Origin of the sequence: Breoghania sp. L-A4 (genome assembly GCF_003432385.1) — a bacterium.
GTDB lineage: Bacteria > Pseudomonadota > Alphaproteobacteria > Rhizobiales > Stappiaceae > Breoghania.
In genome coordinates this window covers 4,345,850-4,366,556 of the sequence record NZ_CP031841.1, presented here as the reverse complement: position 1 = coordinate 4,366,556, position 20,707 = coordinate 4,345,850, and the positions used below count along the sequence as shown (strand labels likewise).

Below are 20,707 nucleotides of genomic sequence, written 5' to 3'. Positions count from 1 at the left end.
TTGTCATCGGCATGGCGGAAGCCTGCTTCGGCGGATATGCTGCCGGCAACCAGCCGACTCTCGGAAAAGGCGGTCATGGCCTTTAACTGGGGTGGTCGGAGCAACGAACGGACAATGGCGGCAATGCGAGCAAGGGCAACCGGAATTCTGATGATGGCGTTCGTCGCGGCGATGGGCGGCGAGGCCCTTGCCGCGGGTCCTGCGCCCGAGAACGCGCCTATCGTCGTTGCACAGAATGAGGGCTGGCATCCATTGCGGCCATTGTTCCGCCTGTTTGGCGGCGGGCGAACCCAGAAGCGTACCGTGAAAGAGGTTGAGCAGAAGAAACCGGTGGTGCGGCGGGCCCCGGTCGCGCCGAAGATTGTCGAGGTTCCGAAAGATCCGGATGCGCGCGTCATCCTCGTGGTTGGCGATACGATGGCGGACGGAGTGCACACAGGGCTGACCAGCGCGTTGGCCGAAACGCCGGGGCTCAAAGTCGAGAAGCTTGTTCAACGATCGCAAGGTCTTGTGCGCGAGCCGGAGTGGCCTGCTCGCATCATCGAAGCGCTGGAGACCCAGCAGGTCGATCTCGTGGTGGTGATGCTCGGTGCTGACGACCGGCGCCCGATCCAGGGGAAAGCTGGACGGCTGACCTTTCGCGATCCGGAGTGGGAACGCGCCTATCGGGACTATGTTCAAGGGGTGGTGTCGGCGGTGCGCGAGGCGCGCAAGCCTCTGATCTGGGTCGGGCTCCCGCCGGCCAGCGGCCCCGACAGACGCGCCGACTTCCTCTATCTGAACGACATCTACAAGGCACAGGTCGAGCCCGCCGACGCGATATTCGTCGATATCTGGGAAGCGTTCCTGAGCGAGGCTGGCAAATACACCTCCTACGGCGCGGATGTGGACGGCACCCGACGCCGGCTGCGGACCGAGGATGGGCTGTATTTCAACTGGTGGGGATACCGCAAAGTGGCGTTCTTCGTGGAACAGCCGATCGCGCGGATTCTTGGCGAGGGTCCCGCGTTGGACCTGGCGCTGCCGCAGAACGATCCCGACTTCCTGCTGCTCACCGGCATCGCGAGCGAAGAGGAAACGCTGGCGGGAGCCGAAATCGCGCCGGCCATTCCGATCGAGGGATCACTGCAGCACAAGCTGATCGTCGAAGGCCGGGCGCTGCCGCGGGTCGCCGGACGGGCGGATGATTTCACGAGACCGGCCGAATAACGGGTTCTGTCCTGGCACAATGAAAAAACCCGGCAGCCGTGCGGCGCCGGGTTTTTTTGCTTGCCGGGATTTCTCGCTCAGCGCGGAAGTTCGCTCGACCCCATCAGGTCGAGGTCGATGGAGCGCGCCGCCTGGCGCCCCTCACGGATCGCCCAGACCACCAGGGACTGGCCGCGGCGCACGTCGCCGGCGGTATAGACCTTGTCGATGGAGGTTCGGTAGTCCTCGGTGTTGGCCTTGACGTTGGTGCGCGGGTCCAGTTCCAGCGCGTCGCCGGCCTGCTTGATGTAGGTCTCCAACTCGGGACCCGAGAAGCCGATGGCGGCCAGCACCAGATCGGCGCGCAGGATGAACTCCGTGCCGCTGATCGGGCGGCGTTTTTCATCCACGCGGGCGCATTTCACACCCGTGACGTGACCATCCTCGCCGATGAGCGCCAGCGTCGCCGCGGAGAACTCACGCTCCGCGCCTTCCGCCTGCGATGAGGACGTGCGGAACTTGGTCGGCCAATAGGGCCAGACCGTCAGCTTGTCTTCCATCAGCGGAGGCAGGGGCGGATGTCGAGTTGGGTGACCGACAGCGCACCCTGGCGGAACGAGGTGCCGACGCAGTCCGACGCGGTGTCGCCGCCGCCGATGACAACGACGTGCTTGCCGCCGGCCCACAGCGGTTCCTCGCCCGATATGTCCTCGCCGCCGAGGCGGCGGTTCTGTTGCACCAGGAACGGCATGGCATAGTGGCAGCCCGCCTGATCCATCCCCGGCACTTCCGGGTCACGCGGGCGTTCCGCGCCGCAGGTCAGCAGCACGGCGTCGTGCTCGGCCTTCAGATCGTCGATGGACATGTTGACGCCGAGATTGGCGCCGTAGTGGAACGTCACGCCTTCGGCCCCATCTGTTCCGCCCGGCGGTCGATGTAGTGCTTTTCCATCTTGAAGTCGGGGATGCCGTAGCGCAGCAGCCCGCCAATCTTCGGCTCGCGCTCGTACAGGTGCACGTCGTGACCGGCGCGCGCGAGCTGTTGGCCGGCGGCCATGCCGGCCGGGCCGGCGCCGACGATGGCAACGCTCTTGCCGGTCTTGCGCGTGGCAGGTTCGGGGTGCATCCAGCCCTGTTCCCATGCCTTGTCGGCGATGGCCTGCTCGACGCTCTTGATGTTGACCGGAATGTCCTCGAGGTTCAGCGTGCAGGCTTCCTCGCAGGGCGCGGGGCAGATGCGACCGGTGAACTCGGGGAAATTGTTCGTCGAGTGCAGGTTGCGCGAGGCCTCTTCCCAGTCGCCATTGTAGACGAGGTCGTTCCAGTCCGGGATCTGGTTGTTGACCGGGCAGCCGTTCGGCCCGTGGCAGAACGGAATGCCACAGTCCATGCACCGCGCGGCCTGCTGCGCGACCTGCTGGTCGCCGAGCGGCAAGGTGAACTCGCGGAAATGGCGGATACGGTCGGAGGCAGGCTGGTACTTCTGGTCCTGCCGGTCGATTTCGAGAAAGCCGGTTACTTTACCCATACTGTCTGCGTCCCTACTCGGCTGCCTGTGCGCCGAGGCGCTTGTCTTCCATTTCCTTCAGCGCGCGGCGGTATTCGACCGGCATCACCTTGACGAACTTCGAGCGGAAGTCGTTCCAGTTCTCGAGGATCTCCCTTGCCCACGCCGACCCCGTGTAGTGGATGTGGCTGGCCAGGAGCTGACGAAGGCGCTCGTCGTCGTGCCGGGTCATATCGCCGGTGAGATCAACGCGGCCCTTGTGCTCGATGTCGCCGCCATGGTGGTGCAGCTTCTCAAGCAGATCGTCTTCCTCGGTCAGCGGCTCGATATCCACCATCGCCAGGTTGCAGCGGTCGCGGAAGGTGCCTTCCTCGTCCAGCACATAGGCGACGCCGCCCGACATGCCGGCCGCGAAGTTGCGTCCCGTCCAGCCGAGCACGACGACCACACCGCCGGTCATGTATTCGCAGCCGTGATCGCCAATACCCTCAACCACCGCGATCGCGCCGGAGTTGCGCACGGCGAAGCGTTCGCCGGCGATGCCGCGAATGTAGCATTCGCCCTCGGTGGCCCCGTAGAGCACCGTGTTGCCGGCAATGATCGAATAGTCGGGATCCGCCGCGCAATTGGGGTTCGGGCGGATGACAATGCGTCCGCCGGAGAGGCCCTTGCCAACGTAGTCGTTTGCGTCGCCGATGAGATCGAAGGTGACGCCGCGCGACAGGAAGGCGCCGAACGCCTGACCGGCGGTGCCCGAAAGCGTGACGTGGATGCTGTCGGGTGCGAGCCCCTTGTGGCCATACCGCTTGGCGACTTCGCCCGAAAGCATGGCGCCGGTGGAGCGATCGATGTTGCGGATGGTCGTCTCGATCGTGACCGGCGTACGGTCGTCGAGCGCCGGCGCGGCTTCCGCGATCAGCTTGCGGTCGAGAATGTCAACGATCGGATGCTGCTGGCGCTGGGTCCAGCGGATCGCGTCGTCAGGCGCTTCCGGCTTGTGGAACATGCGCGTGAAGTCGAGGCCCTTGCCCTTCCAGTGATCGATCATCGGCTGCTTGTCGAGCAGCTGCGACTGACCCACCAGCTCGTCGAGCTTGCGCACGCCGAGTCCGGCCATCAGTTCGCGCAACTCCTCCGCGACGAAGAAGAAGTAGTTGATGACATGCTCGGGCGCGCCCTTGAAGCGCTTGCGCAGCACCGGATCCTGGGTGGCGATGCCGACCGGGCAGGTGTTGAGGTGGCACTTGCGCATCATCAGGCAGCCGGCCGCGATCAGCGGCGCGGTGGAGAAACCGAACTCGTCGGCGCCCAGAAGCGCCCCGATCAAGACGTCGCGGCCCGTGCGCAGGCCTCCGTCGACCTGCAGCGCGACGCGCGAGCGCAGCTTGTTGAGGACCAGCGTCTGGTGGGTTTCGGCAAGCCCCATTTCCCAGGGCGAGCCTGCGTGCTTGAGCGAGGTGAGCGGTGATGCGCCCGTGCCGCCGTCATAGCCGGAAATGGTGATGTGGTCGGCGCGCGCCTTGGCGACGCCGGCGGCAACGGTGCCGACACCGACTTCGGAGACGAGCTTGACCGAGATGTCGGCCTCCGGGTTGACGTTCTTCAGATCGTAGATCAGCTGCGCCAGATCCTCGATCGAATAGATGTCATGGTGCGGCGGCGGCGAGATCAGGCCGACGCCCGGCGTCGAATGGCGGGTCTTGGCGATGACCGCGTCGACCTTGTGGCCGGGCAGCTGGCCGCCTTCGCCGGGCTTCGCGCCCTGGGCCACCTTGATCTGGATCATGTCGGAGTTGACGAGATACTCCGTCGTCACGCCGAAGCGGCCAGAGGCCACCTGCTTGATCGCAGAGCGCTCGGGATTCTGCGAGCCGTCGGGCAGCGGCCGGAAGCGTTCGGGCTCCTCGCCGCCTTCGCCGGTGTTCGATTTGCCGCCGATGCGGTTCATTGCCACGGCCAGCGTGGTGTGCGCCTCGCGGCTGATCGAGCCGAAGGACATGGCGCCGGTGGAGAAGCGCCTGACCAGCTCGATTGCAGGCTCGACCTCGTCGAGCGGCACCGGCGTGCGCCCGGCTTCTTCCGCCGTCTTGATGCGGAACTGGCCGCGCACGGTGTAGCGCCCGCTGTCCTGGTTCACGATGCGCGAGAACTCGCGGTACGTCTCCGGCAGATTGCTCCGCACGGCGTGTTGCAGGTTGGCGATGGCGTCCGGCGTCCACATGTGGCTCTCGCCGCGGATGCGGAAGGCATATTCGCCACCCACGTCGAGGGCATTGCGCAGCACCGGCTTGTCGGAAAAGGCGTCGGCGTGGCGGCGAACGGTTTCCTCCGCGACCTCCTCGAGGCCAATGCCCTCGATGGTCGTGGCGGTGCCGAAGAAATATTTCTCGACAAAGGCCGAGGACAGACCGACGGCGTCGAAGATCTGCGCGCCGCAATAGGACTGGTAGGTCGAGATGCCCATCTTGGACATCACCTTGAGGATCCCCTTGTCGATCGACTTGATGTAGCGCTTCACGACCTCGTAGCGGTCGACTTCCTCGGGAAACTCCATCCGCTCGTGCATGGAAAGCAGCGTCTCGAAGGCGAGATAGGGGTTGATGGCTTCCGCGCCATAGCCCGCCAGCAGGCAGAAGTGATGGATCTCACGGGCTTCGCCGGTTTCCACCACCAGCCCCACCGAGGTGCGCAGGCCCTTGCGGATGAGGTGATGGTGCACGGCGGCGATGGCCAGCAGCGCGGGGATCGGAATGCGGTTGTGCGCCACAAGGCGATCGGACAGCACGATGATGTTGTAGCCGTCGTGCACCGCCTTTTCCGCGCGTGCGCAGAGTTCCGACAGCGCGAGCTCCATGCCGGCCGCGCCCTTGTGGGCGGCGTAGGTGGTGTCGAGCGTCTGGGTCTGGAACTGGTTGTCGGCGATGTCGCCGATGGCGCGGATCTTTTCCAGATCCTCGTTCGTCAGGATCGGCTGACGAACCTCGAGCCGCTTGCGCGTCGACATGCCTTCCAGATCGAACAGGTTCGGCCGCGGTCCGATAAAGGACACCAGGCTCATTACCAGTTCTTCGCGGATCGGATCGATCGGCGGGTTGGTGACCTGAGCGAAGTTCTGCTTGAAATAGGTGTAGAGCAGCTTCGACTTGTCCGACAGTGCGGAAATCGGCGTGTCCGTGCCCATCGAGCCGATGGCTTCCTGGCCGACGGCGGCCATCGGCGCCATCAGGAGCTTGATGTCTTCCTGGGTGTAGCCGAACGTCTGCTGGCGATCGAGCAGCGTCTCGTTGGAGGACGGCGCCCGGCCCGAGACCGGCGGCATGTCTTCCAGAACGATCTGGCTGCGCGCCAGCCATGACTTGTAGGGGTTCGCCGTCGACAGCTTCTTCTTGATGTCGTCGTCGGAAATGATGCAGCCTTCCTCGAGATCGATGAGCAGCATCTTGCCCGGCTGCAGACGCCACTTGCGCACGATCTTTTCCTCCGGAATCGGCAGGACGCCGGCTTCCGAGGCCATGATCACGTTGTCGTCGTCGGTGACGATGTAGCGGGCCGGACGCAGGCCGTTGCGGTCCAGCGTCGCGCCAATCTGACGGCCGTCGGTGAAGGCGACAGCGGCGGGGCCGTCCCACGGCTCCATCATTGCCGCGTGATACTCGTAAAACGCCCGCCGTTCCTCATCCATCAGCGGGTTGCCGGCCCAGGCTTCCGGGATCAGCATCATCGCCGCATGGGCCAGCGAGTAGCCGCCCATGACGAGGAATTCCAGCGCGTTGTCGAAACAGGCGGTGTCGGACTGGCCCTCATAGGAAATCGGCCAGATCTTGGAAATGTCGTCGCCGAACAGGTCGGACGCGATCGACGCCTGGCGCGCCGCCATCCAGTTGACGTTGCCGCGCAGCGTGTTGATCTCGCCGTTGTGGGCCACCATCCGGTAGGGATGCGACAGCTTCCACGATGGGAACGTGTTGGTGGAGAACCGCTGGTGCACGAGCGCCAGCGCGGTCTCGAAATCGGGATCAAGCAGATCCTGATAATAGGAGCCGACCTGTTCGGCCAGGAACATGCCCTTGTAGACAATCGTGCGGCTCGACAGCGAGACGATATAGAAGTCGTTGCCCGGCGGGGTGTCGATCTCCTTCAGCATCGCGTTGGAGATCACCTTGCGGGCGATGTACAGCTTGCGCTCGAAAGCACTGGCGTCGAGGGGCTGCGGCCGGCCGATGAACAGTTGCCGGTGCGCGGGCTCGGTCATCGCGATCTCGGGATCCTTCGACAACGCGCTGTTGTCGACGGGCACGGTGCGCCAGCCGATCAGGGGCAGGCCTTCCGCTTCCAGGACGCGTTCAACGATGGCCTTGCACTGGCCGCGCACGGCTTCGTCGCGCGGCATGAACGCGTGGGCAACCGCGTAGTCGCCCGGTTCCGGCAGCGTGAAGCCCTGATTGACGCAATCTTTCGCGAAAAACTTGTGCGGAATCTGGATGAGCATGCCGGCGCCGTCGCCCATCAGCGGATCCGCTCCCACGGCGCCGCGGTGGGTGAGGTTGACCAGCATCCGCAGGCCGTCCTGGGCGATCTGGTGCGACTTCACGCCCTTGAGATTGGCGATGAAACCAACGCCGCAGGCATCGTGCTCGTTGCGCGGATCGTAGAGACCGCGGGCGACAGGCAGGCCTTGAGCCGTGGTGGCCGCTGTGTGGGGGGCGCGGTTCGAGCGGGTGCCTGCCGCGCCGGTGTCGACGGTGCCGTCATGCCGATCCTGGTTCGCCAAATCCATCCGCTTCATGTCAACCCTCGCTTCTATAGGACCACTCCGGCCGGATGCGGACATCCGTGCCGGGTAACCCCGTCTCGTTGCAGCACTCCTGCGAGCAGGAGCGCCTTCGCGCGCGGTGCGCCGTCAGGCGTCGCCGCGCTGGGCGTCCCGGACCCTCTGATGCAGAAGGTGTTGCGGACGCGCGTTTCGCCGGGCGTCGGGTCAGCCTTCCCCGTTCGGGTCGCACATTATGAAAGTGCGGCTCGAGCGACGAGACCGGCCAAACGCCGCGGCTCTGTCGAGTGTGAACGGCGCCTCCCCGGAGACCCGTTCAAAGTTGGACAGGGGCGGTCCCCTGTTTTTCGCGCAACGGACCCCAATGCCGGGTTTTGCGCTGCGCCGCTTCTTTCGTCAAAAAGCGCCGACATTCGTCGGGAGTGGCCCTGCGTCCGGGCCGACTGTCGTATGCCCCACCACCGTCCGACGCCGGGACCTGATCTGGCGGGCAACGGGATTAATGGGACAGTAATCCTGTCCTATTCGGGACGGGCAACATGCCAGATTTCCCCTCTGGGGCAAGCGGCATTCCCGCTACCGTCATTATGTTTGTTTCAGCGGTGGTTGCGCAATCATCTCCTTTGCAATTTCCAGCGACGTTTCGCGCAACTTTCTTTCCTGTGATGCTATCACAGTGCGGTGAGCGTGCCTCTGGGACAGTATAACGGGGCTTTGATTTCCCGTTGATGGCTTTGATCCACACAGTGGGGCCGTCGGTGCGACTCAGGCAGCGCGCGAACGTGTTGGTGTGATACCGCACGCCGATCAGAGGCCAAGGGAGAGTTCAATGTCCGCGAATTCGAGATCCGTCGCAGCGGCGGTTGTCGCCGGCGCCGTCGCCACAGCCCTGTCGTCGGTCGCCGCGCCGGCAAGCGCTTACGCCCAGGCCAAGGAGAAGTGTTACGGCATTTCGCTGAAGGGTCAGAACGACTGCAAGGCCGGGCCGGGCACGACGTGTGCCGGTACGTCGACGGTCGACTATCAGGGCAATGCCTGGAAGCTCGTGCCCAAGGGCACGTGCGAGGAAATGACGGCTCCTGGCGATCGGCATGGTTCGCTGACGGCGCTGGAGCGCGACAACCCCCAGGGATGATCGCGCGTTGTCACGCATCTTTGGCCTGGCCGGGCGATGTCATCGCCGTTCGGCCATGCTTGCTGCCGCTTCCATATGAAAGACCATCATGAGTGCATTGGCACCTCCGGCCTCTGGCCTCCTCCGGTCACGGGTCCCCGCGCGCGCCGGCGCCGGGTTGAAGGGCGAGCATGTGCCGGCCATTCTCGAGACCCGGCCCGATATCGGTTTTTTCGAGGTGCACGCCGAGAACTACATGGGGCGGGTGGTGCGCCGCACCGCCAACTCTCGGCGATTCGCGAGATGTATCCGCTGTCGCTGCATGGCGTCGGGCTGTCGATCGGCGCGGACGGTCCGCTGGACGCGGACCATTTGTCGCGGCTGAAGGCGCTGAATGAACGCTACCAACCCGGCCTGTTCTCCGAGCACCTTGCCTGGTCGACCCATGACGGCACCTACTACAACGACCTGCTGCCGGTGCCCTATACCGACGCGGCGCTGGACCGGGTCGCGCGGCACATCGGTCAGGTGCAGGAGGTTATGGGCCGCCAGATGCTGCTGGAGAACCCATCCACCTATGTCGCCTTCGATACCAGCACCATGAGCGAACTGGCGTTTCTCGAACGCATCGTGGCGAAAACCGGCTGCGGGCTCTTGCTGGATGTCAACAACGTCTACGTCTCTGCGATCAACCACGACACCTCGCCGGAAGCCTATCTCGATGCGATTCCGGTGGAGCATGTGGGCGAGATCCATCTCGCGGGCCATGCGCCCGATCTCGACGATGCGGGCCGGCCGTTGCTGATCGACGCGCATGACAGGGAAGTGTCGGAGGTGGTTTGGCGGCTTTATAATCGGGTCCTGGCGCGCACCGGGCCGCTGCCGACACTGATCGAATGGGACAACGACGTTCCGGCCTGGCCCGTGCTGCTGGATGAAGCGCGCAAGGCGGATGGTCTGCTTGCGTCTGCTGCCGAGGGGCCGCACCATGCCGCCCTTGGCTGAGTTGCAGCGCGGTTTCGCTGGCGCATTGCTCGACCCGTCCCGGGACATGCCTCAGGGAATCATGGGTCCCGATGGCGAGCCTGCGGCGCGCCGTTTCAATGTCTACCGCAACAATGTCATCGTCTCGCTAAGCGAGGCGCTGGCCGCGACATATCCGGCCGTGCAGCGGCTGCTGGGCGAGGCCTATTTCCGGGCGCTTGCCGCCGAGTACATCCGTGCGCATCCGCCTCGATCGCCGGTCTTGTTGTTCTACGGGTCCGCGTTTGCCGATTTCCTGGAAAGCTTTCCGCCGCTTGCGGCCTATCCCTATCTGGGGGATGTGGCGCGCATCGAGTGGGCCTGGCTGCAGGCCTATCACGCGGCGGACGCCGAACCGCTGGCGCCCGAATCGCTGGCAACCATCGCGCCTCGTAATCTCGCCGCGCTGCGGTTCGTGCCGCACCCGGCCGCCTGCGTCCTGCGCTCCGCCCATCCGGCGCTGACGATCTTCTCCCGAAATCGCGATGAAGAGCATCGCACCGGCGATGGCGCCGAAACCGCCCGGGCGGGCGAGGACACCCTGGTGACACGGCCCGTCTGGGACGTGCAGGTGTGTGCGCTGCCGCCCGGCGGCGCGGCGTTCCTTGGTGCCCTGTTTGGGGGCGCTCGCCTTGGCGAGGCGGCGGCGGAGGGAGAACGCGCCGCAACACAGGTGTCGGAGGCCTTCGATCTTGCCATCAATATCGGCGGGATGCTGGAGGTGGGCGTCTTCCAGGGACTCGCCTGAACAGATTGGAAGCGGGCCGGCGAGACAGCATCGCTCTCGCGGCTCGGACATACGGCGGCCGAAGGCCGAGGGGAAACTGTCATGGGACGGATCACGGAATTTTTGATCATGCTGCATGCCGCGGTCTTCGGGCTCGTGACGCGGCTGGCGAGTGGCTGGTTCCTGGGCCTCGCCGCGCGGCTGATGTTTTCCTCCGTGCTGCTGTTCTATTTCTGGAAGTCGGCGGCGACCAAGGTCGGCTCTGGGGCTTTAGGTTTTCTCAGCCCCTCCGACGGTGCCTACGCCCAGATTTTGCCCACTGTTCTGGAACAGGCGGGATACGACACCTCGCAGATCGCGTTTCTCCCCTATGGGCTTATCGTGCTCTTGGGCACATGGGCGGAGTTCGTGCTGCCGCTGATGATCCTGCTGGGACTGTTCACCCGGATCGCGAGCCTTTCGATGATGGGCTTCATCGCGGTGATGACCTATGTCGACATCACGGGCCATCACGTGGAGGCGCAGACGATCGGCGCGTTCTTCGATGCTGTGCAGGATTCAGCGATCAGCGACCAGCGGCTGCTGTGGGTGTTTCCGCTGCTTTATCTGGTGGTGCGGGGTCCGGGGCGCGTGTCTGCCGACTGGTTGCTGATGCGCGCCTACCACCATCTCTAGCACGCGCTCGCAGCCTCGCCTCTTGCGTCCGCTTGCGCGGCGGATTACGGCTTTTGCCATGAACTTTGCAAGCGACAATTGGGCGGGTGCCTCGGAGCGGGTCATGGCCGCGCTGAACACAGCCAACGATGGTTTCGCCGCCGCATATGGCGCGGACGATCTCACCCGCCGGGTCGAAGCCCGGTTCAACGACATTTTCGAGCGCGACGTGGCGGTGTTTTTCGTCGCCACGGGTACCGCGGCCAACGCTCTGGCGCTGAGCGCCGCGAACAGGCCCGGCGGCGCCATCTTCTGTCATGCGGAAGCGCATGCGGCGGTGGATGAGTGCGGCGCGCCGGAGTTCTTTACCGGCGGCGCCAAGCTGGTGGGATTGCACGGGCCAAATGGCAAGATCACGCCGGATGGCCTGTCACAGGCGCTGGGCGCCTTCCATGAAGGCTTCGTGCATCATGGTCAGCCGCAGGCGGTGACGATCACCCAGTCGAGCGAGATCGGCACGGTCTATTCAGTCGAGGAAATTCGCGCCGTCAAGGCGGTGGCCAAGACCCGCGATATTCCGCTGCACATGGACGGGGCGCGGTTCGCCAATGCGCTGGTGTCGCTCGGCGTGAGTCCGGCGGAGATGACGTGGAAGGCGGGCGTCGACATGCTGTCCTTTGGCGGCACCAAGAACGGCTGCTGGTGCGCGGAAGCCGTGGTCATGTTCGATCCCGACAAGGCGACCGCCATGCCGTGGCTGCGCAAGCGCGGCGCACAGCTGTTTTCCAAGAGCCGCTTTGTCGCGGCCCAGTTCGACGGTTATCTGGCCGACGGCTACTGGCTGGATCTGGCGCGGCATTCCAATGCCATGGCACAGACCCTGGCGGATGCCATCGAAGCCATTCCGCATGCGCGGCTGGCAGCGCGGCCGCAGGCCAACGAGCTGTTCGCCATCGTGCCGAAGGCGAGAATCGCTGCCCTGAGGGCCGCGGGCGGAAGCTTTTACGAATGGCCGTCCGAGGGGCTGGCGCCGGAGCAGCGGCCGGCCGCCGACGAGGAGCTGATTCGCCTGGTGACAAGCTTTGCGACCCGTGACGAGCATATTGCCGGCTTCGCCGCGGTGCTGGCGGGCTGACTTTCAAGGCGCTGGAAAAGGGGACGCCGGCACGTCGTGATGACCTGCCGGCGGAAACGATTGGATTTGCAGGGAGGGACGCCCCGGCAGGGGGAGCCGGGGCGTCTCTTTCTCGGGCGCCCGGGGAGGGACGGCGCCCGAAGCGTGTGCCGGACCGGTTAGGCGGCCGAAGCCTCGATCTGCTTGTTTTCGCCGGACCGGATCTCGATCTTGCGCGGCTTCATCTCTTCCGGAATCTCGCGAACCAGGTCGATGTGCAGCAGGCCATTCTCGAGGCTTGCGCCCTGGATCTTCACGTGATCGGCGATCTGGAAGCGGCGCTCGAAGGCGCGGGCGGCAATGCCGCGATAGAGGAAGTTCTTGTCTTCCGCTTCTTCGCCTTTCTCACCCACGACTGTCAGCACCGATTCCTTTGCCTCGATCGAGAGGTCGTTCTCGGAAAAGCCGGCCACCGCCATGGTGATCCGGTAGGCGTCTTCGCCTGTGCGCTCGATGTTGTAGGGCGGATAGGTCGGTGCGCTGTCGCCGCTGATGTTGTCGAGCATCGAAAACATGCGGTCGAAACCGACGGTGGAGCGATAGAGCGGGCTGAGATCAAAGTGACGCATTGGAAAGTCCTCCTTTGAGCGACTGACTGTGGTTGCGACTGTCCGGGGAACACATAATTTCGTCCCCGGGGTATGTTTTCGAACCGCGCTGCACCCGCCATCATGGCCGGGCCGACGCGCCGTTCTGCAGACCCGATTGGCGCCTGCACCGTATATGTGGTCATGACAAATCTGGCCTTCAAGAGGGTCCGCGTTCGGTTTCGAGCCCATTCGCGATTTTTTGAAAACCGGTATCTTCGCTGCCTGCGGCGTTTCATGAACCTCGGCTGAATGCCGTCTTCCGGCAGCGTTCAGGCGCACGGCGGCATGATGGTTTCAACGCCCGGGAAGAGCCCGGGTCAGATTGCATAGAGGAGTTGCCGTCATGCTGAAGACCACCATTGCCGCCGTCATTGTTTCCCTCACCACCATGAGCGCCCTGCCGCAGGCCGAGGCGCGCTCGCTGACCCCGGTCGCACCGGCGGCGCAGGCTGAAAAGCTCGTCGTTCCGGTCGGGCATCGTGTCGATCGCCGGGATTATCGCCGCCATGCGCGTCCGCATCACCGCCGTCTGGGGCGTGGTCAGATCGTCCGCCGGCTGGCGTGGCGCGGCTATTACGGGTTCTCGCGGGTGCGTGATCGCGGCCCGGTCTATGCCGTGACAGCCTTCAGCCCGCGCGGTCACCGCGTATCGCTGCGCGTCGATGCAAGGACGGGCGATATCGTGCGGCGCCGTCAGGCCGGGCGGCACATGGGTCCGGGCCGCAATCACCGTGGCCGCGACGGCCGGGGTCCGCGCTTCTCGCGCTAGAACCCGTATCTGATTGGCGTTGTCGCAGGCGCGCCGTCCGCCCCGACCCCGGGGAAGGCGGCGCGCCTTCGCTGTTGTGGTGCCGGGGTCGCTTCGCTATGTGTGGGCGACACATTTTCAACGAGTGCGCCGGGCCCGACGCGATGGATCTCTTCGATCACCCCGACAATCCGATACCTGAAGGCGCGGTTTCCGGCTTCGTGCGCACACGCGATGGAAAGCGGATCCGCTATGGGCGGTTTCCCGCGACGACCTCGCCCGTGCGCGGGACGGTGACGCTGCTGCAAGGCCGCTCGGAGTTCATCGAGAAATATTTCGAGACCATCGGGGATCTTCGCAAGCGCGGGTTTTGCGTGGTTACCTTTGACTGGCGCGGGCAGGGCGGATCCGATCGGCTGGTGAAGAAGCCGCACCGGGGCCATGTCGACAGCTTTTACGATTACCTGCGCGATCTCGACGCCGTGATGGAAGAGGTGTCGTTTCCCGACGGACCCGCGCCGCACTTTTGCCTCGCCCATTCGACAGGGGCGGCGATTGCGTTGCTGGGGGCGGAGCGGCTGCGCACGCGCTTCGAGCGCGTGGTGCTGTCCTCGCCGCTGATCGGTTTCGGCGGCACAGGCATCGCGGAATCGCTGGTCTGTCCCCTCGCATTGTCGCTGACGTTTCTGGGATTTGGGACGTTTCGCGTTCCCGGCACGCCGAACCAGCGCAAGCGCGAGCCGTTTGAAGGCAATGTGCTGACCAGCGATGCGACCCGTTACAACCGGGGCGAGGACGTTCTGGACGCTCATCCGGAGCTGGTCACGGGGTCGCCGACGATCGCCTGGATCAACGCCGGATGTCAGGCCATGCGGCGCTTCGCGCGCTTCGATTTCGGGCCATCGGTTTCCGTGCCCATGCTGATCATCGCCGCGGGCGCGGACAAGGTGGTGAATTCGAGGGTGAGCGAGGAACTGGCGTCACGGATGCGCGCGGCGGGCTACGTGGAAATTCCCGGCGCACGGCATGAGCTGATGATGGAGGCGAACCGTTTCCGCGAACAGTTCTGGGCCGCCTTCGACGCCTTTGTCCCCGGATCTTCTTGATCGCTGCGCTGGCGCCCGCGCCTGACACCTCCCGGATATCGAAAGCGGTTAGCCAGCCGGGCACCGCGACAGATCGCGCAGCACGATGTCATGCAGGCGCTTGTCGCCGCTGGCAATGATGCGGCCGCCATCCATGATCGAGCCGCCGGTCCATGTGGTGACCGCGCCGCCCGCGCCCTCGATGATCGGCGCCAGGGCAACGATGTCGTAGCTCTGCAACCCGGCTTCGATGACCAGATCCGCCTGACCCGCCGCGACCATGCAATAGCCGTAACAATCGGTGCCGTAGCGCGCCAGCCGCGCCTGTTCCTCTATCCGGTCGTAGCAGACCCGCTCGACCGGGCTGAACAGCGCCGGGGTCGTGGTGAAGACGACCGCGTCGGACAGGGCGGAGCAGGCGCGGGTCTTCAGATCCCGCTTGCCTTTCGGGCCGCTGTACCAGGCGCGTTTGCCGTCGCCCGCGAAACGCTCGCCGATATAGGGCTGTGCCATCATCCCGGCCAGCGGGCTGCCGTTGCGGGTCAGGCCGATCAACGTGCCCCACAGGGGGACGCCGGTAATGAAGGAGCGGGTGCCGTCGATCGGGTCGAGGACCCAAACGTGCTCGGCGTCCGCCCGCACACTGCCGAATTCTTCGCCGACGATGCCGTGATCGGGATACGTGGACTCGATCAGGGCGCGCATGACTTGTTCCGCGCCGCGATCGGCGATGGTCACGGGGTCAAATCCCTCGGAAAGTTTGTTGTCCACGTCCATTGCGTCGCGGAAATGCCGCAGCACCACATCGGCGGCGGCATCGGCAAGGCGATCGGCGAAGGAAATCAGGTCTGTGTCACTGTGCATGGCTGATATGTCAATTTTGCATAGGGGGCGAATCTGCGACGAGGCGATGCCTGGTCAACGGCTAGGATGTTCAGCCAGAATAGGCAAACTCACTTTGAAATCAAATGCTTATTTTATTTTGGCCGGAGCCTCTCCGGGGCATGGAAATGCGGACGATTCGACCAATGGCTAGGGGCACTGACACTGTTCACTTGGTTGACATTTGTGCGGCGCACAGGCATATTATTGCAATGCGATATGGGTTCATATCGTAGCCCTCCTTTGGGCGTTTCCTCCCTAGACTTGGGCCGCCTCGAAAGAGTGCGGCCTTTTTTTTGGCTCCGATTCCGATTGTAAAAAACGCCGTGTTTCCGCCGAGTTCGCCGTCATGGCGCCGGCGTCGTGCGTGTGGCTTGATTGGTCGGATGGGTACGCAACTCCGCGCGGAGCCGTCATTCCGCGGCGATGTTGATGGCCGGCAAATCATGATCGGGAATGGCGGTGAGGTGCCGGGCAAAGGTTGCCAGGTCGTTGGCGATGCGCGCAAAGCCATCGTGCAGACAGTGCCGTTCCTCATCCATGTACAGCGCGCGGTTTATTTCCAGCTGCAAGGCGTGCAATCCCTTCGCCGGCCGGCCGTAGTGCTCCGTGATGAATCCGCCTGCATAGGGCTTGTTGCGCGCGACCCTGTAGCCCATCGAGGCAAGGATCTCGCCGGCCGCCTCGCTCAGCGTCTGCGAGCAACTGGTTCCATAGCGATCGCCAATGATAAAATCCGGCCGGTGCGACAGGGCCTGCCCGCGCACCACGGAGGGCATCGAATGACAGTCGATGAGCACCGCATGCCCGAAGGCGACATGCGTCTCGGCAAGCAGGCGGCGCAAGGCGGTGTGATAAGGCTTGTAAACGATCTCGATGCGTTCGAGCGCCTCTTCGACGTCCAGCCGCTTGCGGTAGATCTCCTGGCGCTCGCTGACGATGCGGGCGATCGTTCCAAGCCCCCCGCGACCCGAACCGAGCGGATGTTCGCATAGGCGGGCAGGCTGCCGTTGAACATCTTGGGGTCGAGTTCATAAGGTTCGCGGTTGACGTCCAGATAGGCGCGCGGAAACAGCGCCCGGATCAGCGGCGCGCCCTGGGGCACCACGGAGACGAACAGATCGTCGACGAAGGCGTCTTCCGAACGCCGGATGGCGAGCGAATCAAGCTTCGAGGCGTCGAGAAAATCGCGTGGATAGCACCGGCCGCTGTGCGGCGAATTGAAAACGAACGGAAGCCGCTGCTGCGCCGGCGCCAGGACCTCGAACGGACAACGGTCGCCAAAACCCTGCACGATCTCGATCGAGCGGTCGGCTGAGGTTTTTGCCGGGACCTCGTTCACGCAGTTGGTCTCCCCTGGCGGATGGCGGGCCGTCCGCTGCCCTGAACGTCTCCCGCCGAAGGAAATTGTGCCGGGCGCGAGGGTTCGATATGGTGCGCTTGGATGTTGCCAACAATTCGGTGTCAATGTCCACAGTGTTGGGATTGTGACGTATGGCGCGTCGTTTTCACTGGATGTTTACTCCGTTGCCCGCATATGAGTGAGAGGGTCCGGGAAATCACGATCCTCCCCGCAACACACGACAATGGTGATGGTTCTTGACTATGTCGCGCATCCTTCTCGCGGAAGATGATAACGATATGCGCCGCTTTCTTGCGAAAGCGCTGCAGAACGCGGGGTATGACGTCGTGTCGTTCGACAACGGCATGAGCGCCTATGAACGAATTCGCGAGGAGCCGTTCACCCTGTTGCTGACCGATATCGTGATGCCCGAGATGGACGGAATCGAGCTTGCCCGCAGGGCGACGCAGCTGGATCCCGACCTCAAGGTGATGTTCATCACCGGCTTTGCGGCGGTGGCGCTCAATCCCGATTCCAACGCTCCGAAGGACGCCAAGGTGTTGTCCAAGCCGTTCCACCTGCGCGATCTGGTGGCCGAAGTGGAGCGTATGCTGGTCGCCTGACGCGCCCGGCTCCGGAGAGTCGCCCGGGATCGGCGCGCGCACGCCTTGCGCAATTCACAGGCAGAGCAGAAAGCCGACATCCGGCCTTGCGTGTCGCGAAATTCCCCGTTATATCGCTCTCCACCGCAGCGCTTCGGGGCGTTGCACACCGAACAGTTTCGGGCGATTAGCTCAGCGGGAGAGCACTACGTTGACATCGTAGGGTCACTGGTTCAATCCCAGTATCGCCCACCATTCTCTTCCCGGACCGGGTCTCTCAAGGATCCGTTTCCGGGATTGAGGAGACGGACTTCTCGGAAAACTCGCGGCGACAGAATCGGCTGGATCTTCGGTCCCTTGGGTCGTTGACAGGGTCTGGCGCCTTCCGTATCGTCCGCGCGACTTTCAGGGTGCCTCGCGTGCCCAGCTTTTAGCGCTTGGAGTTCGCTCCCGGCTTGACCATGAAGATCCCGAACGGGAACTGAAACGATGAAGATCAAGAATTCGCTCAAGTCGCTGATGGGTCGCCACCGCGAGAACCGCATGGTGCGTCGCCGTGGCCGCGTCTACATCATCAACAAGAAGAACCCGCGCTTCAAAGCCCGCCAGGGCTGAGCCGGATTCGGGCTCGACGCCTGCGCTCACACCATTGTGAGTGAGGCGGGCGTGAAGAGTCATTGTAAGCGATAGTCCGCCTTTGACGGCCGCAGCCAACGCGTTCATAGTCGCTGGCATGCGGCTTTTTCTGTTTGCCATATGCCTGTGTGCGGGCAGCAGCCTCTTGATGGCTTCCTCCTCCGGCGCCCTTTCGGCCGAGGCTCAGGTCGTGCCTGTGCCGCCCGGCGTGGGCGAGGGCATCCCCGACGAGATGGATCCCGCGGTCAAGCCGCCACCGGCGCCCATCACGCCGTCCGGTGAGACGGACGGGGCCGACGATGCGGCCCAGGCTCCCCCAGACCTCGATACCCTCTTCAAGAAACTTGCGGATGCCAAAAGCGCGTCGGCGCGGGCGCGGGTCGTCCATCAGATCCAGGTCGAATGGAGCCGCTCGGAAAGCCCCACGATCGATTTGCTGATGGCTCGCGCTCACAGCGCTATCCAGAACAAGGCGCCGGGGCTGGCGCTCGACCTGCTTGATGCGGTTGTGCGGTTCAAGCCTGATTTCGTTGCGGGCTGGAACCGCCGCGCAGCCGCCTATTTCCTGTCGGGCGACATCGGCAAGGCGCTGGTCGACGTGGAGCGGGCGCTGGCGCTCGAGCCGCGCCACTGGGGCGCTCTCGCGGGCCTTGCGGCCATCCAGCAGTCCTTGGGCGATGACAAGGCCGCGCTGGCGACCTACGAGCGTATTCTGGAGATCTATCCGGAGATGGACAAGGCCGAGGAAGCGCGGAAGAAGCTGAGCGCGAAGACCGAAGGCCGCACGCTTTAGCACCGGCCGCTCCCAGCGCCGTTCGCAGCCTTTTTAGCGGCAATCCTATAGCCCAGTCCCGTTGTCACAGCACCACGCGCGCTCTTGCAGCCACTCTCTCGTTGAAAATACGGATGCTGATGGCTATGTTTCCAAGGGTTAGTTTTTGACCCTCCATTCGCATCGTGCGCGTGGGTGTTGTGTCCGTTGTGAGCGTTGAGAGCCCATGGACAGCGAAACCGTTTTCTACGTCAGTGCGATGGTCCGGCTCATTATGATGGTGAGCCTCTGCGCGGTGTCCCTTGGCTGCATAGTCGTCGGGACCAGGATTTTTGGCAAGGCAGTCACGCTTTTCCTGCAACAAGGCAGTCAGGCCGAGGAAGAGGCAACTGTAAAAATGAGCCGCTCGAACGTGGAAATTTCATTCCGCGGCGGTTCCGGCCTTATTCTAATCATGTTGGGCATTGTTGCTGCGATTGCTGTCGTTCGGACAGAGATCCGCTTCGAGTATGACGTCGAAAAAGGATCGTTCGGCATCGATCAGCCGATATCCTGGCTCATTTCCGGCGCCCTTGCGCAGGGCGGGGGCGGCAATGACGTGGTTGCGGACTTTTGTGAATTCACGCTTCGCGGGGCTACGTCCCGTGTGCGTATACGCGCCGCCGGTGGTTCGACTTTGACCACCAATCGCAAGCGCATTCTCAGCTTTTTGAATCAGACCATGGAGGGGCGGTTTGCGCAGATGAGCGATGCTCAGATCGCAGGATTGGCAGAGGATTTGGCAGCCGATCCTCTATTGGCGCGACATCTGCGGTTCGTTATCGTTCAAAGCGCTTTGCCGCGCGAGGAAACCGAGCGCTATTGTCGCGCGGGTGCCTATGAGCGAACCGGGACCGGCGAGAAGATCTATGAGCTTTTGGTGATCGGGCTGAAACCATGAGAACTTTGGTCTGGATCTGCCTGTGCTTGCTGCTGTCCCTGGGTGAGGGCTCTGCGCAGACACGTATCGACAGGCAGCAAACGGCAAGCGATCGCGCTCAGCAGAGAATGTTCATGACGATGTTTGGCGACTTCGCCCCGCGCCTTAAATCTGTCTGGGACGATGAGATTGTTGCCAGCGCGCGCCTAGCCATCAGCGATGTGGACGCCGGGCATATGCGTCGGATGGAGTTTTATTTTCCCAAGGATCCCTGCGCCTACGAGATCAGTATCTATCCGGGGAAAGAGCGTTTTGACGTGCCGCTTTCGCACAATTATGTCGCGTTTTCGTTCTCCTATATTCTGCCCATGTTTTTGTATCTCGTCGGCGAGCCGGAGTTTGATGATGCGTCGCGCGTCATCGACTATGTGATGCGCCGGATGCATGGCCAGATACGGGACTTTCAGGCTGCTTGTCTTGATCGGGCCAGCAGCTTCTCTCTTGTGAGCCCGGCGGCAGAACTGTTTGGAAGCCAGCACAAATACACAGCGGCGATGGTACGGCTTTCATCGCAGCCGGGAACCATGCACCTTGCAAATGAAATCGCGGGACTGCCGATCATCTTTGTGATGCTGCATGAATATGCGCACGCCTATTTCGGGCATCACAATAAAGATTTTTCGCCGGCCCAGGAAACGGAAGCCGATCAATTCGCCGCGCGGATATTCGAACAGGCGCGTTTACCGGCGATGTTCGGTGCGCTGGGAATTTTGGTGTTTCAGGCGGACGCACATCAAAAGTCGAATGAACGCGCCTTGTCTTGCCGGTTGGCCGCGCTGATGGATGAGAAACACATGGCCCAAACCGCCAGCGCATTTGCGACAGTTGAGCAGGGGGTGCAGCGCCTGACGGCTTTGCAGGCGGCGTTGCGTCGGCTCGCCAAGGGCCGTTGCGACGCCGGTTGATTTCAGTGG

At 63.5% G+C, this 20,707-nt stretch carries 15 protein-coding genes, 1 tRNA gene and 3 pseudogenes; 14 read left to right on the top strand and 5 right to left on the bottom strand.

Features of this window, described 5'->3' with window-relative positions; translation table 11 throughout:
* Positions 1-150 precede the first annotated feature (150 nt).
* Positions 151-1,209 carry a GDSL-type esterase/lipase family protein gene (locus D1F64_RS19985; protein ID WP_162901671.1) on the top strand — a complete coding sequence of 353 codons (1,059 nt, stop codon included), beginning with the start codon at positions 151-153 and terminating at the stop codon, positions 1,207-1,209.
* A 77-nt stretch (positions 1,210-1,286) separates the two neighbouring features.
* On the opposite strand, the pseudogene D1F64_RS19980 reads toward D1F64_RS19985, so the two are convergent.
* Together D1F64_RS19980 and gltB are read right to left on the bottom strand one after the other, a co-directional pair.
* Positions 1,287-2,715: pseudogene (locus D1F64_RS19980) on the bottom strand (glutamate synthase subunit beta).
* A gap of 13 nt (positions 2,716-2,728) precedes the next feature.
* Complete coding sequence (gene gltB, locus D1F64_RS19975) at positions 2,729-7,366, bottom strand: glutamate synthase large subunit (RefSeq protein ID WP_346432332.1); 4,638 nt, start codon at positions 7,364-7,366, stop codon at positions 2,729-2,731.
* Between the two features lie 928 nt (positions 7,367-8,294).
* Between gltB and D1F64_RS19970 the strand changes: the two genes are divergently transcribed.
* The 5 genes and pseudogenes from D1F64_RS19970 to D1F64_RS19950 all read left to right on the top strand — a co-directional run bounded on the left by D1F64_RS19970 (position 8,295) and on the right by D1F64_RS19950 (position 12,118).
* A complete protein-coding gene (locus tag D1F64_RS19970; protein ID WP_117413856.1) occupies positions 8,295-8,600 on the top strand; it encodes a DUF2282 domain-containing protein in 306 nt (101 codons plus the stop codon).
* Between the two features lie 88 nt (positions 8,601-8,688).
* Positions 8,689-9,584 (top strand): annotated as a pseudogene (locus tag D1F64_RS19965) (DUF692 domain-containing protein).
* The gene (locus D1F64_RS19960) at positions 9,568-10,350 is read left to right on the top strand and encodes a DNA-binding domain-containing protein (protein WP_117413855.1); all 783 of its coding nucleotides are present in this window, start codon (positions 9,568-9,570) and stop codon (positions 10,348-10,350) included. Before D1F64_RS19965 ends, D1F64_RS19960 begins: the two are co-directional and overlap by 17 nt.
* Positions 10,351-10,431: 81 nt before the next feature.
* The gene (locus tag D1F64_RS19955) at positions 10,432-11,004 is read left to right on the top strand and encodes a DoxX family protein (protein ID WP_117413854.1); all 573 of its coding nucleotides are present in this window, start codon (positions 10,432-10,434) and stop codon (positions 11,002-11,004) included.
* A 58-nt stretch (positions 11,005-11,062) separates the two neighbouring features.
* Positions 11,063-12,118 (top strand): low specificity L-threonine aldolase, encoded by a 1,056-nt coding sequence (locus D1F64_RS19950; protein ID WP_117413853.1) that lies wholly within the window; start codon positions 11,063-11,065, stop codon positions 12,116-12,118.
* Positions 12,119-12,276: 158 nt separating this feature from the next.
* On the opposite strand, the gene D1F64_RS19945 is transcribed toward D1F64_RS19950, so the two are convergent.
* Positions 12,277-12,726 carry an Hsp20 family protein gene (locus tag D1F64_RS19945; RefSeq protein ID WP_117413852.1) on the bottom strand — a complete coding sequence of 150 codons (450 nt, stop codon included), beginning with the start codon at positions 12,724-12,726 and terminating at the stop codon, positions 12,277-12,279.
* Between the two features lie 364 nt (positions 12,727-13,090).
* On the opposite strand from D1F64_RS19945, the gene D1F64_RS19940 reads away from it, so the two are divergent.
* Positions 13,091-13,516 (top strand): hypothetical protein, encoded by a 426-nt coding sequence (locus D1F64_RS19940; RefSeq protein WP_117413851.1) that lies wholly within the window; start codon positions 13,091-13,093, stop codon positions 13,514-13,516.
* Positions 13,517-13,659: 143 nt separating this feature from the next.
* Entirely contained in the window at positions 13,660-14,601 is a 942-nt protein-coding gene (locus tag D1F64_RS19935; RefSeq protein ID WP_117413850.1) for an alpha/beta hydrolase, read from the top strand.
* Positions 14,602-14,649: 48 nt separating this feature from the next.
* Here D1F64_RS19935 and hisN read toward each other — a convergent pair whose 3' ends face one another.
* Together hisN and D1F64_RS19925 are read right to left on the bottom strand one after the other, a co-directional pair.
* The gene (gene hisN, locus D1F64_RS19930; protein ID WP_117413849.1) at positions 14,650-15,444 is read right to left on the bottom strand and encodes a histidinol-phosphatase; all 795 of its coding nucleotides are present in this window, start codon (positions 15,442-15,444) and stop codon (positions 14,650-14,652) included.
* Between the two features lie 431 nt (positions 15,445-15,875).
* Positions 15,876-16,756: pseudogene (locus D1F64_RS19925) on the bottom strand (N-formylglutamate amidohydrolase).
* Between the two features lie 311 nt (positions 16,757-17,067).
* Here D1F64_RS19925 and D1F64_RS19920 point away from each other — a divergent pair.
* The 6 genes from D1F64_RS19920 to D1F64_RS19895 all read left to right on the top strand — a co-directional run bounded on the left by D1F64_RS19920 (position 17,068) and on the right by D1F64_RS19895 (position 20,698).
* Positions 17,068-17,427 (top strand): response regulator, encoded by a 360-nt coding sequence (locus D1F64_RS19920; protein ID WP_117413848.1) that lies wholly within the window; start codon positions 17,068-17,070, stop codon positions 17,425-17,427.
* Between the two features lie 160 nt (positions 17,428-17,587).
* Positions 17,588-17,661, top strand: a tRNA-Val gene (locus tag D1F64_RS19915).
* 234 nt (positions 17,662-17,895) lie between these two features.
* Positions 17,896-18,021 carry a type B 50S ribosomal protein L36 gene (ykgO, locus tag D1F64_RS19910; protein WP_117413847.1) on the top strand — a complete coding sequence of 42 codons (126 nt, stop codon included), beginning with the start codon at positions 17,896-17,898 and terminating at the stop codon, positions 18,019-18,021.
* A gap of 169 nt (positions 18,022-18,190) precedes the next feature.
* Positions 18,191-18,835, top strand: a complete 645-nt coding sequence (locus D1F64_RS19905; RefSeq protein WP_162901670.1) for a tetratricopeptide repeat protein — start codon at positions 18,191-18,193, stop codon at positions 18,833-18,835.
* Positions 18,836-19,040: 205 nt separating this feature from the next.
* Positions 19,041-19,754 (top strand): hypothetical protein, encoded by a 714-nt coding sequence (locus D1F64_RS19900; RefSeq protein WP_117413845.1) that lies wholly within the window; start codon positions 19,041-19,043, stop codon positions 19,752-19,754.
* A 26-nt stretch (positions 19,755-19,780) separates the two neighbouring features.
* Positions 19,781-20,698 (top strand): hypothetical protein, encoded by a 918-nt coding sequence (locus tag D1F64_RS19895; RefSeq protein WP_162901669.1) that lies wholly within the window; start codon positions 19,781-19,783, stop codon positions 20,696-20,698.
* Positions 20,699-20,707 lie beyond the last annotated feature (9 nt).